The sequence below is a fragment of the Litchfieldia alkalitelluris genome (assembly GCF_002019645.1).
Taxonomy (GTDB): domain Bacteria; phylum Bacillota; class Bacilli; order Bacillales; family Bacillaceae_L; genus Litchfieldia; species Litchfieldia alkalitelluris.
In genome coordinates this window covers 909,639-926,425 of record NZ_KV917374.1, presented here as the reverse complement: position 1 = coordinate 926,425, position 16,787 = coordinate 909,639, and the positions used below count along the sequence as shown (strand labels likewise).

Annotated in this window: 12 protein-coding genes; all 12 read right to left on the bottom strand. The window is 36.3% G+C overall.

Annotated elements, in window-relative coordinates; genetic code table 11:
- Nucleotides 1–92: 92 nt before the first annotated feature.
- The 12 genes from BK579_RS04250 to uxaC all read right to left on the bottom strand — a co-directional run bounded on the left by BK579_RS04250 (nt 93) and on the right by uxaC (nt 16,534).
- Nucleotides 93–1,289 carry a J domain-containing protein gene (locus BK579_RS04250; protein ID WP_078543757.1) on the bottom strand — a complete coding sequence of 399 codons (1,197 nt, stop codon included), beginning with the start codon at nt 1,287–1,289 and terminating at the stop codon, nt 93–95.
- Nucleotides 1,276–2,580 (bottom strand): tetratricopeptide repeat protein, encoded by a 1,305-nt coding sequence (locus BK579_RS04245; protein WP_078543756.1) that lies wholly within the window; start codon nt 2,578–2,580, stop codon nt 1,276–1,278. Before BK579_RS04245 ends, BK579_RS04250 begins: the two co-directional genes overlap by 14 nt.
- Nucleotides 2,581–2,591: 11 nt before the next feature.
- Nucleotides 2,592–4,340: an Hsp70 family protein gene (locus tag BK579_RS04240; RefSeq protein WP_078543755.1), complete on the bottom strand. Its 1,749-nt coding sequence runs from the start codon at nt 4,338–4,340 to the stop codon at nt 2,592–2,594.
- A 191-nt stretch (nt 4,341–4,531) separates the two neighbouring features.
- Entirely contained in the window at nt 4,532–5,488 is a 957-nt protein-coding gene (gene grpE, locus BK579_RS04235) for a nucleotide exchange factor GrpE (protein WP_078543754.1), read from the bottom strand.
- Nucleotides 5,489–5,500: 12 nt separating this feature from the next.
- The gene (locus tag BK579_RS04230) at nt 5,501–6,988 is read right to left on the bottom strand and encodes an AAA family ATPase (protein ID WP_139365037.1); all 1,488 of its coding nucleotides are present in this window, start codon (nt 6,986–6,988) and stop codon (nt 5,501–5,503) included.
- A gap of 38 nt (nt 6,989–7,026) precedes the next feature.
- On the bottom strand, nt 7,027–8,442 hold the full coding sequence (locus tag BK579_RS04225; RefSeq protein ID WP_078543753.1) for a J domain-containing protein: 1,416 nt from the start codon (nt 8,440–8,442) through the stop codon (nt 7,027–7,029).
- Nucleotides 8,443–8,663: 221 nt separating this feature from the next.
- On the bottom strand, nt 8,664–9,794 hold the full coding sequence (locus tag BK579_RS04220) for a M20 family metallopeptidase (RefSeq protein ID WP_078543752.1): 1,131 nt from the start codon (nt 9,792–9,794) through the stop codon (nt 8,664–8,666).
- 428 nt (nt 9,795–10,222) lie between these two features.
- Complete coding sequence (locus BK579_RS04215) at nt 10,223–10,483, bottom strand: hypothetical protein (protein WP_078543751.1); 261 nt, start codon at nt 10,481–10,483, stop codon at nt 10,223–10,225.
- A gap of 89 nt (nt 10,484–10,572) precedes the next feature.
- On the bottom strand, nt 10,573–10,995 hold the full coding sequence (locus BK579_RS04210) for a VanZ family protein (RefSeq protein ID WP_078543750.1): 423 nt from the start codon (nt 10,993–10,995) through the stop codon (nt 10,573–10,575).
- 655 nt (nt 10,996–11,650) lie between these two features.
- Entirely contained in the window at nt 11,651–13,141 is a 1,491-nt protein-coding gene (locus tag BK579_RS04205; RefSeq protein WP_078543749.1) for a UxaA family hydrolase, read from the bottom strand.
- A complete protein-coding gene (locus tag BK579_RS04200; RefSeq protein WP_078543748.1) occupies nt 13,125–14,600 on the bottom strand; it encodes a tagaturonate reductase in 1,476 nt (491 codons plus the stop codon). Before BK579_RS04200 ends, BK579_RS04205 begins: the two co-directional genes overlap by 17 nt.
- Nucleotides 14,601–15,124: 524 nt before the next feature.
- A complete protein-coding gene (gene uxaC / locus BK579_RS04195; RefSeq protein ID WP_235848553.1) occupies nt 15,125–16,534 on the bottom strand; it encodes a glucuronate isomerase in 1,410 nt (469 codons plus the stop codon).
- Nucleotides 16,535–16,787 lie beyond the last annotated feature (253 nt).

Genomic DNA, 16,787 nt, shown 5'->3' with positions numbered 1-16,787 from the left:
CTTTTTTCACCATTTATAACATACTTTTATAGATTTTGCACTTTACGCTGGTTTTGAATAAAAAAAGCCTACCTGTTTTAAGGTAAGCATGTCTATAAATTAGTTAAAATCATAAAAGCTATAATTACTACAATTAAACAACCTAAGCAGCTTAAAATCTCTTTTATTTTCTCTGCATTAAAGTACCAGATGAACCCAACAATAATTCCCCCAATAGGCGTAAGAAAAAAGGATGCTATTATACCTAGGATGATTGCAAAAAGGATCGACCCACGTTCAGGATCGACTACTTCTACTGGAACGTTTGTCGTTGTATTAGAATGTGAATAATTTTGATTGTTCGTTGAATGTGTATTATTTGGTACATGATCACCATAATAAATCAGGTCTGATCTGATATGTGATTCTGCTTCTCTGATCCATTCATTAACATCTTGAATACTATTTTTGTTAATTTCTTTAATCATTTTGATAAGTGCTTTGAAACCATTGTAATCATTATTCACACTTTCAGTATATTGCATAAGCATGTTTAAAAGGATGCGTTTCTCTTCGTCTGTTTCATATAATTTCTTTATTCTCAGAATAGTTTTGTTAAAATACGATTTTCTATCAAGTAACATCGTGATATCAAATATTTCTATAAGAATTGGGAAATCATATATCATTTCTCTACCATTTTTGAACTTACTTTCTAGTGTACTAAGGGCTTGATCATACTGTTCAAGATTTAAATAAACAGTAGCCACATTTATATAGTTGTTGACCTCGTTTGGATAAAGCTCCATCACCTTTTTATAATACCGAAGTGAAATAGGCTTCATGTTTAACTCAAGATATGATCTTCCAAGCATTTTTAATACATCTTCATTATCAGGCATTATTGCTTCTAATCTTAACAGCACATTTTTGGAAAGTTCATATTGTGATAAGTTCATATGACAAAGTGCAGTATAATGCAGGACTTGAGCATCTTGAGGGTATTTCCTCTGCATTTGGTCTAAGACAAGTAGAGCATTTTTATATTGTTCCTTATCCATAGCGGCAAGTACATGATTAAGTAATTTTTGATAAGAACCATCATCTTGAGTTTCTAAGTCATATTGCTTTTTTAACTCTGGATCTACTAATGTTCGATAAGCCTTTGTGATTAGTTTAAATTCTTCAGGATGACTTTCATTTGAGTATTGTCTAATTTTACTATAATAAGCTTTTCTTATTTCACTAAGGCTAGCACTTGGCTCTATTTCTAGGATTTTGTAATAATTATCTGTACTAGTTAATTGCATCTTCGTCCTCCTCAATTCCCTTTAAGATCTGCTTAGCACGATTCGCAGTCCACTCCTGAGGATATTCTGTTTGAATTTGCTTAAGTAATTGAGTACCTTCTCCCACATTGTTGTTCACTAACCATTCAGCCTTTAAAAGAAGAATGTCATCATAATAAGGTGATAAAGAAAAGGGATTTTCTTTATTTTCAAGAAATTCGTCATACAGTTCGCTCAAATTATTACTCTCATCTATTTTCTTTTTAGATTGTATTAGATAAAATAAAGCATCATCTGCATAATATTGGGTTGAGTCTACCATCTGACTTTGCTCCAAAGATGTAACAGCTAAATCATATTGTCCATTTTGATAGAAGTGTAGTCCCTCTTTATATGCCTCAAGTGCCGCTTGATTAGTAATAACTTTAAAATCGACATTGGCAAGCTCTAGAATCTGCTGTGTTTTTTCATGATTTTCAAGTTGTTGAGATTTATCACCTAACTCGGCTTGAAGAGCTTCCTGTTTTTCCAATAACACTTTCACTTCATCTTCAAGCTCACTCATTCTCTCTTTATATTGATTAGTCTCACTTGTATCGACATTAGAGACAACTGGTTGGACTGGTAGAGCTACATTAGAGTGCGTTTCATTCAAAGATTGTACAGTAATTCCAGTAATCAACATCGCAGCAACTAGCCCCAAACCATAGAAAACCTTTTTAGTGTTTCTATTTTTTGGAGTTGGTTGCTTACTTTGCTCAACTACTTTTTGAGGGGTCGGTTCTTCTATAGAATGTGCTTTAAGTAATTTTCGTACTAACTCGTCTACTGTTGAATTACTCGTTATATATTTAGGAAAGGAGTCGAAATCCTGAAAAATAGTTTCTCCCTCACCTAGCAATGATGAAGTAAGGATGTATCCTTGATAAAATTCAACAGGTAATGCTATTTCTTTCTGATAGGAAAGTAACTGTTTATAAATCTCTTTCGCCTGCTCTATTTTTCCAGATTTCCCATAAGATATTGCCTGATTATATAAACCATATAAATGTTCATATAATGATAGCACTTGTTCAACTTGCGCTTTACTCTTTGAATAGCCGAGAACCACTTCTTCAGTAAGGCCTTTCCACACCATAAGAGCTTGGTGTGGATATCCTGTCAACACATGAATAAGTCCTAATGACCACTTTATTTGTGGATGATTCGGGATGTCTTTTTGCACCTTCTCTAACAAACTTTTTGCTTCTTCATATTTTTCCTGATGAAGATATTCTTTTGCTAGATTATAAGAATATTGTAAATGATCCATTTTTTAGAACCCTATACTAATTCAATTAGAAGATCTGTTAGTTCATCTTCATATTTCTTCACATTAGCTACATTATTTTCACTTAAGCTCTTTTTTAAGTTAGTTAATAACATCTCTATTTTTGCACGCTCTTGGTCATTAGCTTCATCCATTACCTTTTCTGCACGATTAATTACATTTTTCACTTCATCATAAAGCTCTGATTGATTCCATTCCTGACTGATTTTTTCTCGTGCTGCAGCAACTTCATATTCCGACATCACACCTGTTTGTAAATCAAGTTCTTTATTAATTTTCTTTCCTGTACTTAATACAGTTGCTTCTATACTAACTTTCCCATTAATATCATATGTGAATTTAACTTCGATTTTCTCAATTCCTGCTGGTCTTAGTGGAATACCTGGAACCCGAATATCCTCTTTAGAAATTTTCAATTCGGGATTAACATAAGGACTTTCATTATTACTCTGTTGGTAAACGCCCATAACCACTTCGTCTTGATTGTCTTTTATTGTGGTATAAATTTGACTTTCTGTAATAGGAACCGGGCTATTTCTTTTAATAATTGGATCAAAGAACCCTGGTAAAAGCTGACCACCTACATTTTTCACAACATCTACACCAAGTGTATATGGACAAACATCAATAACCATTAACCCTTTTAAGCTATCGATTTGACCACTTTTTATCCCACCTTGAACAGCAGCTCCAAGTGCTACTGCTTCATCAGGATTGATGTCTTTTCTTGGTACTTTGCCGAATTTCTTTTCAACTAACTCTTGAATAAGTGGTACTCTTGTAGAACCTCCAATAAGAATGACCTCGTTAATATCAGATTCAGTCAATTTTGCATCTTTTAATGCTTTATCCACTTGTTCAAAGGTTGAGTCAGCTAATTTTCTTATAACTCTTTCAAACTCAGACCGTGTAATTTCCATATCAATAGAAATTGGTCCATTATTATGAATAGCGATAAATGGCAGATTGAACTTTGCAGAATTTTGAGTAGATAATGACTTTTTTACATTTTCTGCTTCTGCCTTAATCCGCGCTTTTCTTTGTAATATTTCATCTGCTGTTCCAAATGAAAACAAGTCCACTCCATGTTCATCCTTATATCTTTGAATAAGCCAATCAACAAGTAAATTGTCAAAATCCATGCCACCAAGACGGTTATCACCAGCACTTGATTTAACTTCTAACACTCCCGAAAAAAGCTCAACGACAGAAACATCAAACGTTCCTCCACCTAAATCATAAACTAAGATATGTTGGTCCTTCTCTAACTGATTCATTCCGAACGCAATAGCGGCAGCCGTTGGTTCATTAATAATTCGTTCAACCCTTAATCCAGCTATTTCCCCTGCCTTTTGTGTTGCTTTTCTCTGTGAATCAGAAAAATATGCAGGAACTGTTATTACTGCTTCAGTTACTGAAGTACCAAGAAATTTTTCTGCAGACTTTTTAAGATAGCTCAAAATATGCGCAGAAATTTCTTCAGGACGATATTGATTTCCAGCAACAACAACCTTTTCATCAGTACCCATTAATCGTTTAACCTCAAGTACTGTCTCTTTTGGATAGCTTGGATATCCTTGTTTAGCAACAGTTCCAACTTGAATTTCTCCACGATGATTGATTTGAAATACCGAAGGAGTTGTACGCTCTCCTCTATCATTTTCAATAATTACAGGCTTACCATCTTTTAAGTAAGCAATTCCCGAATTGGTTGTACCAAGATCAATACCGATAATAGTCATTAGTTATTCCTCCAAAATATTTAATGTTAATGGATCTTTTCTGAAAGTTTGTTGCTAATTAGCTAGTTTAAAGTAAATCACACTATTTTTTCAGGATTCTGATTTTAGTTTAGCAAGAGATGATGCCACTCTACTTAGTTCATAGTGAATTTAAGAGACCTTTAAAAAGCAAATTTATAAAAACAGCCATATTAATAGATAGTAGTTACTTTTGCTTCACGAACTAATTTTCTATTATGCTTATAACGGAAACCTCTACCGTGGACCGAATAAACTTTATATCTCTCAAGAGTCGGTGAAAACTCTTGAGGAACAGTACCAATACTAATCATGATTTCATTATCTATGAATTCACCTTTGGCTTTAATTTCTTCAATCCCAAACGAGTCTAAAGTACTAATGAATCGATTTAATTTTTCTTCTATTTGCTCTGCCCATTCTAGCAGATTTGCTTTTTTAGCTGCCTCATAAATTAAATCAAAGGAATCTACTGCTTCAATTGCAAGGTTAACAAAGTGCTCTGTTTTTCCTTCAAAATCCTTAATTGAGTCAACAACGGTTTCTTTATCCTTCTCCGTCGAAAACGTTAATAACTCCTCAATCTTAGTTTGCAACTCTTGTATAAGCTTAAATGAAACTCGGTTACCTTTTTTAACTTCATCTTTAATATCACTTACTAGCTGACCAACAGTATCTAAATCTTGTTCACTTGATTGAAAGTCAGCAAGATTTAATTCAGGTAATTCTAACAAATGGTTCTTAAATTCTTTAATATATTCACTATCCATTTTCACTGGACGTTGTCCTCCTTCTAGGGTGGGATAAAGTACATCAATTTGCTTATTCACTTGCACAGAAAGTTTTTCTATTGCTGATGTCCAATCTTCCTTTGCAACTAAGCCTTCCTCTAAATTGTTAATCCAAAAATTAATACCTGTTAGTGTTTGATTGAACTGTGAATAAAACATAATAGCATTCCATTTGATTGACCAATTTAAATACACCTGCAACAAACTAGCTCTTTCTGGAGTAAATGAGGGCCTAGATATTTTTGGAGTACTTTGTTCTTTGTTACTCGGCCGTTCAACAAAGTCCTCTTTTGCACTGAATTTTTTAATTAAAGGGATAGCTTTTTCATTTTTTTTCACGATTTACAACTCCTAACGATGATAGGTCGTTGCCGATTTCAGTAGTTGTGTATATCTTTCTTGGTCCGTTTTCATTCCCTCTTCAACCATCTTCGCTACAGTTTCATCAATGATGTCAAGCTCTATTGGCTGATGTCCGTTTGTAAAATTTTCAACAACTAGTGATGCCTTATTTAATATCTCATCTTCTATTAAATTACGAACAAATCTACCATTTCCATGTTGCTTTGGCTGTTCATGGACTATTTTTTCAATCATCCTTTGAACAATAATCCTAGCTTCATCGGTAATTTTATATTGCTTGTCCAACAAAAGCAGATCATGAATCATTAGAAGTTCTTCAATTGAATAATCAGGAAATTGTATATGATATTTAAAGCGTGAATAAAGACCAGGGTTTGCACGGATAAACTCTTTCATTTCATCAGGATATCCTGCTAGGATCACCACGAGGTTCTTTCTGTTATCCTCCATTGCTTTCACAAGTGTATCAACCGCTTCGATTCCAAAGTCATTCCCACCTGAGCGTGTAAGGGAATAAGCTTCATCAATAAATAAAACCCCATGCTCCGCTTCCTTAATTTTTTTCATCGTTTTAACTGCTGTTTGGCCAACATACTCTGCAACCAAATCTGAGCGACCAACCTCAACTAAATGTCCCTTTTTCAATACACCTAATGCCTTGAAAATCTTTGCAACGATCCTTGCCACCGTGGTTTTACCTGTTCCAGGATTTCCACTAAAAACCATATGTAAGCTAATTTCATCAACCTTAAGACCTTCATCTCGTCTCATTTGAGTAAAAGTGACCCAATCACTTATTTCCTTTATCTTTCTTTTTACTGTTGCCATTCCAATTAACTGATGAAGTTCAGCCAATGTTTCATCGATCGTTATCTCTTCTTTTGATACCGTAAGTGCCTGAACTAAGTCATCTCTCTCATCAATCGCTTTGTCCATTAAATCAAGCCAAGCCAGAAAATAACCTGTAGACTCGGTAATTCCAAGCTCAGACACTGCACTTTTCACAGACATTCTTGCTCTTTTTAAACTTATCTTTATATCTCTAACGGTAAAGTTTGTCACAAACGCCATATTTTCTACAATATCCTTATTTACATACAAATTCTTATTTCGAAGAATTGCATGGGCATATTGAATATAATCATCCGCTTTCGGATCAAATGATAAAGCATCAAACCATAGCTTTTCAGCATATTCAATGTTTCCATCACTCTCACTCTTGTAAGCTAAAGTTGCCTTCCACTCACTTATTCGTGTTTCTATTTTCACTCTAATTTGTAAAAATTCTTCGATATGTCTTGCTTCGCTCTTTTGAGCAAAGGTATAAATAAATTCTTCGATTTTTTTCAAGAGCCTAAACAAACGGAGAAAATTGTATTGAATGGATTCTTCATCTTGTTGATTTAGGGCATGTAACATATCTTTTTCTATGTCGTTAAAGGATTCTAAAACGAAGTCTGAGCGGTCATTAGTCAAGTTCCCATCTCCCCTTTGTAAATAAATCGATAAGCTATTTATCCGTTTTTAATTTTCTCCAAAAAACTCGGATTTAGATCATATAAACTCGGGTATCTTCCTTCCAACCTGTTAACTGACTGAATTACACTTGATGCCCGTTCATAGGACATTTCGTCCATAATATCCTCAAAATAAGTTCGTCTTTCATCTTCTGATACATCTGATAAATACAAAGCAATGAGTCGCTTTACACTATTTACTACCATTGAATCATTATTTAGTAATTCATATTGTTCATCTCTTATTTTTCCTTTTTGGCTCCATTCTAAGACGTTAGAAAAGAACGATTCGCGAATCTCATAGAGATGTGGATATTTTATACTTATTCTTTTAACTGAAGAAATTGTTTCAACAGAATCATATGAAGCAGAAAGCTCAACGTTTTTATACATTTCATCTAGTCGCTCCTGAAACTCATCTTCTGAATACTCGTTTGAAAATAAGTAAAGAAATAAACTGTATCGCAATGGCCCTACTATTTTCTCATCCTTTTCAAGACGGTAGAATTCTCCAAATAGCTCTTTGTTTTCCTTTGTTGCTGTATGCAACTCAACTAAGGTTGTATTCGAAGAGTCAAGCTCGACTCCTTTTTCAGTGAGAAAAATAGCCCATTCAAACTGTTTATAATCAAAGAGCTCTGAAGCGAATTTTCCATATTCATTTGCCACAAAACTAGTTTGATCGGGGTGCTCAACTAATAGCAAATCTATCGTTTTTAAAGTTTTTCTTATAAAAAAAGCGTCCTTTGCATAAATATCAATTTGAAGATGTCGAAAAAGATAGTAAAACTGCTGAAACCCTTCATTAGAATTTTTTGCTAATGCCTCATTGATTAGTTTTCTTGCATTATCATAATCTTTTAAACTGATATAGATATCACAGAGTGCATATGTAACATAAACATTACTTGGATCTAAGTTAATTGATTGTGTATAGTAATAAATAGCTTTTTGGTTATTGCCCATCTTTTCATATGCAAAACCAAGATGATATACATACACTGCATTTTCTTTGTCTTGATTTACTAGTTTTTCTAACTGCCGAATCGCTTTATCATATTCTTCATTTGAGATCAGAGCTAATGCATATTCATTCCTAACAGTTAATAGTGCAGGTTCAATCATTAGGATTTTCTTGTAGCTCGAAACAGCCTCTTCATACATTCGGCTATCTACAGCCTCCTGCGCAGCTGCCTGTAACTTCATAATTTCTTCACCGTAAATTGACATTGTGTCATATTCTCTACGTGTGTTAGGATTACTTAAAACATCATAAGCCTTCCGTATCAACTTAAACTTCTCGGGGTATGATTCATTAGGATATTGTCGAATCTTGGTAATGTAAGCTTTTCGCACTTCGGCCAATGATGCATCTTGTGGCAATTCTAATAAGTCATAATAACTACTTTCCACAATACATCCCCTTTAACTTGTTAATTTAATTGCTTATATTTTACTACACAATTACAAATTTATAATTTATTCGACAAAAATAGTCATTTTTCTCCTGCTTTATTCTTAGGTCTTTTGAACTACAGGTGACAGGCACCACCCGAACTACCCCGAATTTTGTCGAACATATATAAAAAAACTCCATAGAGAGTATCTCTATAGAGTTCTAATCACTTAAATATTTATGAAAGTTTTTGAATTGTCTTTGCTAACAATAGTGTTCGCTCTGTTAGTGTTGGAATTTCAAGATACTCATTTTCACTGTGAGCATTCCCGCCAACAGGGCCAAGCCCATCTATTGTTGCGACTCCATTTGCTGATGTGAATGATGCATCTCCTCCGCCACCAGTAGATGTGTCCATGACTTTGACACCGATTTCTTTCCCAACTCCTTGGATGACTTGAAGCAATTCTTCGGAGCGTTTATTCTTCTCCATCGGTGGACGATTCATCTCACCTTCAAGAGTCACCTTTGTCCCAGGCACATCACAGACTGAACAAATTTTCTTTATCTGTTCTTCCAAAATAGCTGCTTGTTCTACCTCCGAAATACGGATATCAACATGGGCGATTGCGTTCGGTGAAACCGTATTTACCGCAGACCCACCTTCGATTAGCCCTACGTTTACACTAATTCCATTTTCATGGTCGGATAATTCATGAAGTTGAATAATTTTATAAGCTAATGCTTCAATGGCACTTCGACCCTTTTCTGGTTCAATTCCTGAATGGGCTGCTTTTCCTTTTACAATCAGTGTGTATCGACCTCCACCACGTCTGGCCGAGACAACTGAGCCATCCTTCCTTGCTGGTTCCATGATTAAGGCATAATCCTTTCCAGTTGAATGCTCCTCAATTAATGGACGTGACGATGGTGAACCAATCTCCTCATCACTATTCAAAACGATAAGCACATTTTCATATGCATTATATCCAGCATCTTGTAATGCCATTAATGCATACAGTAATTCAACAAGACTTGCCTTCATATCGACCACACCAGGTCCATACGCTCTTGTACCTTCGATTCTAAACGGGCGTTTTTCTACCGTTCCCTCCGGAAAGACCGTATCCATATGTGCTACGAGAATGATCTTTGGGTCAATGGCATCTCGATGCTGTATAACTAAGTGATTTCCGTACTCCATTTCTGTCTTTTCATTAACAATAAATCCTAACCGTTCGAATTTACCCTTTAAAATAGAGCCAACCCTGTCAACACCTTCTTTATAATAAGAGCCGCTATCTATATTGACGAGCTCTTCAATTAAATAAAGCATCTCCTCTTGTTTACTTTGTAAAAATTCCTTCACGATACCCACTCCTGCTGATTCTTTATTCCAGTATACCACCATTACCTACGTTTAGGGGTTAACAAACTTATGGAAATGAGAAAAGGAGCTTACTAGATCGGTAATAATGTGGTTAATTTTGATTATTATAGTATATGAAAATGCTTGTTTTGTTTGCATGGAAAAAGCCTATTTTTTGTAAACTTTGTTAGTTATAATATGAACCTGAAAATAAGTTTGGTTAATGAGTTCCAATCGCTGCGACCCACTTGCTTTCCGCGGGGTGGTCCGTGATCCTCGTCGCGAAGGCTCCTGCGGGGTCTCACGAGACCACTGGATCCCGCAGGAGTCAATTGGCTCTCCGCTCATTCCACACTAAGTGAGCAACATTTTCATTCTTATGTCCTATATTCTCAATTAAAAAACCTCTCCAATATTGGAAAGGCCTATCAATCTCTAATCTCTTGACCGTACGAATATGATGCTTGTTCATCAAGCTTCCCATATTGTAAAAAATAATCCCCAGGTTCTATCTCCATGTCAACGTATAGGATCTCTGATTCTTCCGCATCGTTTCTCTTATCGATCATTAAGCTTAAAGAGTCGGTTAAAACTGACTCTCTGCCATATACATAATAGTATGGAGTATTGCTAATATGATCGTAGAAAACCATTTCTGGATCTGGAGTTTTGGAACTTGTTCCACTCATGCTATTAATTTCTTTGATAACATTTTCATATTAACTATGAATATACCACCTTTTACCATTTGAAAAGACACTTTTCACGCATAATTAATTTATTTTTTATATTTCCTCAATAACACCAACGCGATAACCGCACCAAGCGAATCAAGGCCCACATCCATAATGGAAGATGTTCGATTAGGCACTAGGCTTTGGTGAAATTCGTCAAAAAACGCATACAATGTTGTGATAATCCATGCATATAAAAATGGCCGTTTTGATTTATTAAGAGCTAAACAAAATAATACCGCTAAAACGCCAAAAGCGACAATATGCCCTAGTTTCCTCAAAATAAAGTTTAATAAATCGGCAATAACCAAGACGATATCATTCGTGCCAAAGACAGCTAGTATCGATTGCAAAAGACTGGACGTACTACTACCCGTAAACCCTGGAGATGATGTCGCATAAAAAATCATCCCACATCCCGCAATAGCTAAGATCCACCATAAGATCCCATTTTCTTTCATTTTCATTAATGTACCTCTACTTTTTTCATGTTTTTTTCTATCATAGGGTAGATTCCAGATAAATACAATTAAAATAAATTTTTAAAAAACCGGGCTAAGCCCGGTCACTTTAGGAGTTACTTTTGCTTTTTTTTATAGCCGTGTCCTTTCATGTTGATTTCACTGTGGTTGAATTTAAACGGAATAATTCCGCTTAAATTGGGAAATATCAACATTTCCCTTAAAATAAGGGGAATGTTGAGACTGTCGATTAACTCACCATCTCGTTTAAAAACATGAACAACTTGGTTAAATTAAAGCAAATAATGCGTAAAAACAGGTGGAATATACATAAAATCAAGCCAAATAGGTCTATTATTTGAGAAATTCAACTTAACTAAATTTGCTTAACCTATTAATCGACAGTCTCATGTTTCCGCTTATACGAACCTAATCTTTAGATTTAGTCATATAATAGGTTAGTTAGGCGGAATTTCTCCCCTTATATCTGCTTCTTAAGCCCTACTTGCACCAATAGCGGAAATTTTTCCGCCTATGAGTTAGTTCCTATACCTACGCGAGCGAAAAATCAACAAGTTGAATAACTGGTAGTCCAAGATTTTTATAACCTTCTCCTTAAAAAACTGCCCCAAAGTCACCCTTTGAGACAGCCTCGTATCATTTACAACGTCACACCTGTTTTAAAGATCGCAATTTCTCTAAAATCATTTTTCTCATTATTCACCTTTTCACCACTAGCCACACTGATGATATAGGAAATGAAATCCTCTAACAACTCATCCTGTGATTGACCATCAATCAGTGTTCCTGCATTAAAATCAATCCAGTGGCGCTTCATTTCATAAATTCCGGTATTCGTCGAAATTTTCATCGTTGGGACAAAGGTTCCAAATGGAGTTCCTCTTCCGGTTGTAAAAAGAACCATCTGACAGCCAGCAGCTGCTAATGCAGAGGAAGCGACCAGATCATTACCCGGCGAGCTTAATAGATTCAACCCCTTAGATTCCAATGTTTCTCCATACTTTAAAACATCTACAACCGTTGATGTACCTGCCTTTTGTGTACAGCCAAGTGATTTATCCTCGAGCGTTGAGATTCCACCAGCTTTATTACCAGGTGAAGGATTTTCATAAACAGGTTGATCATGCTTTTGGAAGTAGGTTTTAAAATCATTAATTAATTCAACAATTTGCTCAAACACTTCTTCGTTTTCCGCACGTTCCATTAAAATTTTTTCGGCGCCAAACATTTCTGGAACTTCTGTTAGCACCGTTGTTCCGCCTTGTGCGACAAGAAAATCAGACAGTCTACCCAGTAGCGGATTGGCTGTAATGCCAGAGAACCCGTCAGAACCTCCACACTTCAAGCCAATTTTCAACTCAGCTAATGGAACATCCTCCCGCTGATCTCCTCTAGCATTCTCGAAAATCTCAACTAACAACTCAACACCTTCATCAATCTCATTCATCACCTCTTGCGAGCGTAAAAATTTCACTCGGCCCTCATCGAATGCTCCTAAGGATTCCTTAAATTCTTCAATATCATTATTTTCACAACCAAGCCCTAAAACTAATACTCCACCTGCATTAGGATGCTTTACGGCATTTCCCAAAATCGTACGAGTGTTAACATGGTCATCACCAAGCTGTGAACAACCATAATTATGCTTCAACACCTGAATATGCTCAAACGGAGAAATATCTCCTACCCTTGCCTTAAATTCACGAATAATATGCTCCGCCGTTCCATTCACACAGCCTACCGTTGGAACAATCCACAACTCGTTGCGTATCCCTACTCTTCCATCACTTCGTCGATAACCTTTAAAAGTTAGGTTTTTTTGACCAACATTCAATGTTTGTTTTTTAGGTTGGTATTCGTATTCCTCTAAACCTGACAGATTCGTTTTTGTATTATGGGTATGGACCCACTGGCCGATTTCAATATCCTCATGCGCGTGACCGATTGGTGCGCCATATTTAATAACATTCTCGCCTTTTGTAATTCTTTCAATCGCAAATTTATGACCTTTTCCAACCGTTTCTTTTAGCTGAATCGTTTGACCACCGATTTCTATTTGCTCATTTTCATCAATTTTACGAATGGCAACTGCAACATTATCAATCTCATTAATTTTAATAAACGGTTTCATTGATTTCACCCTTTTGATTCATAAGATGTTTTAGTGCCTCTTTCATCCCACTTTTTTGAATTTCTTCTAACTGAACAGTAACCTCTTCTGCTAACTGTGGGATTTTCGTTAAATTCGTTCCCCATAATCTCTCGTCAGAAAGAACTGTTAGCACTAGGCTACTAATCTCTCTTTCGGATTCACTCCAAAGTTCTTTAAATAAATCCAAGGTCTCCGCATCATCAACAAGCTGAATCGCTTCATTGCCTCTTTTTCCTTGATAAAAATAAAGCAATGCACTTAATGAGAACACAATCCCCTTTGGAAGTTTTCCAAATTTCTCATTATACTCAAGCATGGTTGGTAAAATTCTCGCTTTAAACTTTGAAACTGAGTTCAATGAGATACTCTGTAAATAGTGATGTATGAAAGGATTTTTAAAACGATTCAAGACATCCTCTGCAAATAGGGTTAGTTCTTCTTTAGGAAAAGAGAGAGTTGGAATAATTTCATTGTTTATAACACTCTCGATGAATTCCTTCGTCACGTCTGATGTCACAGCTTCACTCACCGTATTTAAACCAGCTAAATACGCAACAGGTGTTATTGCTGTATGAGCACCATTTAAAATCCTCACTTTTTTCAGACGATACGAACTTAAATCATCAACGACATGGACATTAAGACCCGCTTGGGCAGCAGGAAACTCATCCTTGATGAACTCTGGCCCTTCAATCACTAATAAGTGAAATTGCTCACCGACAACGACGAGCTTATCAAGATATCCTAATTCCTCCGATTTTTTTTGAATAGAATCCTTTGGAAACCCTGGAACAATTCGATCAACTAACGTATTGCAAAACGTGTTTGCTGCTTGCACCCACTCAACAAACTGCTTCTCTAAATTCCAGCTTTGAGCATATTGAAGCACAATGTTTTTTAATTCGACCCCATTATTTTCAATAAGTTCACATGGAAAAATAATAAACCCTTTATTTGTATCGCCCTTAAACACTTGGTATCGTTCATATAAAAATGCGGTTAACTTACCTGGGAAGCCTTTTTGCGGGCGATCTGTCAATTGATCTTCGGGGTTAAAGGAAATTCCTGCTTCAGTTGTGTTTGAGAAAATAAACCGCAAATCCGGATTTGCAGCTAACTTCAAGTATTCGTCATATTCGGTTGTGACATTGAGTCCTCTACTAATACTACTTATTACCTCATACTCACTAACTGGTTGATTGTCTTTAATTCCCTGCAAATAAAGTGTATACAAACCATCTTGCTCATTGATTGTATCGACAGTTCCATTAGATGTTGATTGAACGACAACGATACTTCCAGCAAATAGGTTTTTCTTATTCATCACATGTACTTGCCAATCGAGGAATGCGCGAAGGAAGTTACCTGTACCGAATTGTAGTACGGTTTCTGGATAGGTTTTAACGTCGTTTAGCAAGGTTTTGCTTAGCTGGTTCATGTGAGTACCTCCTATAAATTCTATTGTTATATGAAAAAGGGACTGATTTACAACCGTCCCTTTTTTAATATGGCTACACTGAAAAAACTTAGGTTAGCGAGCTCCATTCGTTGCGATCCACTTGCTTTCCGCGGGGCAGTCCGTGAGCCTCCTCGTCGCTTTTGACTCCTGAGGGGTCTCACGAGACTGCTAGATCCCGCAGGTGTCAAGTGGCTCTTCGCTCATTCCACACTAGGTAAATACACTATTTTCATTCTCCATGGTGCAATACTATTCGCATAAAGGTCTATCTTGAAAATAAATTAGTTAGCGGAGCTTCAGGAGCTGCGACCCTCCTGCTTTCCGCGGGGCGGTTCGTGAGCCTCCTCGTCGCGTCGCTTTAAAGCTCCTGCGGGGTCTCACGAAACCGCTAGATCCCGCAGGAGTCAAGTGGCTCTTCGCTCATTCCACACATTGTGAGCAAACATTTTCAATCTCTTTAATTCAATACCATATGCGCGCGGGGAGCTATGTAATAATTATCCTTACCCACGCACCAGTGTTTCTTGAAATTGAAAGTATTCTTTAGCATTGTAGTAAGAGATTCCTTGAACGATTTTTCCTAGTAGTTCCATGTCGTGTGGTGCTTCTCCCGTTTCGACCCAACCAGCTACGAATTGACAAATGAGTCTTCTGAAATATTCGTGTCTTGTATATGATAAAAAGCTTCTAGAGTCAGTAAGCATCCCAATAAATGGACTGAATAAGCCTACGTTCGCAAGCGCCTTCATTTGATCTAGCATACCGTCCTTATGATCATTAAACCACCAAGCTGTTCCCACTTGGATTTTGCCTCGGATTCCACCACCCTGGAAGCTTCCGATAATACTAGATAATGTTTGATTATCTCTAGGATTCAGTGAATATAGAATCGTTTTAGGTAGAGCTTTTTCACTTTCCAACGTATCTAGCAATTGAACTAATGGTCTTGCAACAAGATCATCATTCATACAGTCATACCCTGTATCTGGGCCTAATTCACTCAGCATGCGGTTGTTATTATTTCTAAGTGCATTAATATGGAACTGCATTGCCCAGCCTAAGCTTGCATATTTTTTCCCTAAGAATACTAGGGTGTAAGATTTATATTTCATTTCATCCTCAAGACTCACTTTTTCTCCCGATAAGGCCTTCTCGAAGATTACCTCAACTTCAGACTTTTCTGCAGGAGCAAACATCATCGTGTCAATCGCATGATCTGAAACCCTACCACCAAGTTGATGAAAAAAGTCTACTCGTGACTCAAGAGCTGCTAGAAATTCATCATAACTAGAAATGGCCGTTCCCGAAGCTCCAGCAAGCTTTTCAACCCATGGAGTGAAAGTATCGCGGTTGATTTCCAATCCTTTATCCGGTCTAAAACTCGGCAGCACACTTACTGAGAAATCTCCCTCTTCAATTAATTTTTGATGATATTCTAAAGAATCCACTGGGTCATCTGTTGTACAAACCACTTCAACCCCAGATTTCTTAATTAATTCCCTGACTGTAAAGTCCTCTTGATTTAATAATTGGTTTACCTTTTCCCAAATCATTGGGGCCGTTTTTTCATTAAGTAAATCATAAATGCCAAAGAAACGTTGTAGCTCTAAATGAGTCCAATTGTATAATGGATTTCCGACACTCATCGGTACAGTTTTTGCCCAGGCTAAAAATTTCTCATAATCGCTCGCAGCACCTGTTATGAACTTTTCTTCAATTCCATTTGCTCTCATTGCTCTCCATTTATAATGATCGCCATACAACCATGCTTCTGTGATATTTTTGAACTTTTTATTTTCATAGATTTCCTTTGGGCTTAGATGGCAATGATAGTCGATGATTGGCAAATCTTTCGCATATTGATGATACAGTTTAATAGCAACCTCATTTTCTAGTAAAAAATTTTCTCCCATAAATGGTTTCAATTTCTTCAACCCCTTAAAAATTTGATTACTTCATAGGTATTATTGTTGTTATACCTTATAACAACGTTGTTATTTTAAATGATACAGCATTTACCAGTTGAAAACAAACTGTTTTTTTAATATTTTGTTCTTTCTTGCTATAAACTTATCCTAAAAATAACTTTGTTGGAAAATTCCACTCGCTCCAGTTCACTCGCTTTCCGCGGGGCGTGCGGTGAGCCTCCTCGTCGCAAAAAGACTC

What these genes read in the sequence shown, in the direction of transcription:
- BK579_RS04250 (WP_078543757.1), bottom strand. Translation starts at nt 1,289, where the DNA reads ATGCAATTAACTAGTACAGATAATTATTACAAAATCCTAGAAATAGAG.
- BK579_RS04245 (WP_078543756.1), bottom strand. Translation starts at nt 2,580, where the DNA reads ATGGATCATTTACAATATTCTTATAATCTAGCAAAAGAATATCTTCAT.
- BK579_RS04240 (WP_078543755.1), bottom strand. Translation starts at nt 4,340, where the DNA reads ATGACTATTATCGGTATTGATCTTGGTACAACCAATTCGGGAATTGCT.
- BK579_RS04215 (WP_078543751.1), bottom strand. Translation starts at nt 10,483, where the DNA reads ATGAGTGGAACAAGTTCCAAAACTCCAGATCCAGAAATGGTTTTCTAC.
- BK579_RS04210 (WP_078543750.1), bottom strand. Translation starts at nt 10,995, where the DNA reads ATGAAAATGAAAGAAAATGGGATCTTATGGTGGATCTTAGCTATTGCG.
- BK579_RS04205 (WP_078543749.1), bottom strand. Translation starts at nt 13,141, where the DNA reads ATGAAACCGTTTATTAAAATTAATGAGATTGATAATGTTGCAGTTGCC.
- BK579_RS04200 (WP_078543748.1), bottom strand. Translation starts at nt 14,600, where the DNA reads ATGAACCAGCTAAGCAAAACCTTGCTAAACGACGTTAAAACCTATCCA.
- uxaC (WP_235848553.1), bottom strand. Translation starts at nt 16,534, where the DNA reads ATGGGAGAAAATTTTTTACTAGAAAATGAGGTTGCTATTAAACTGTAT.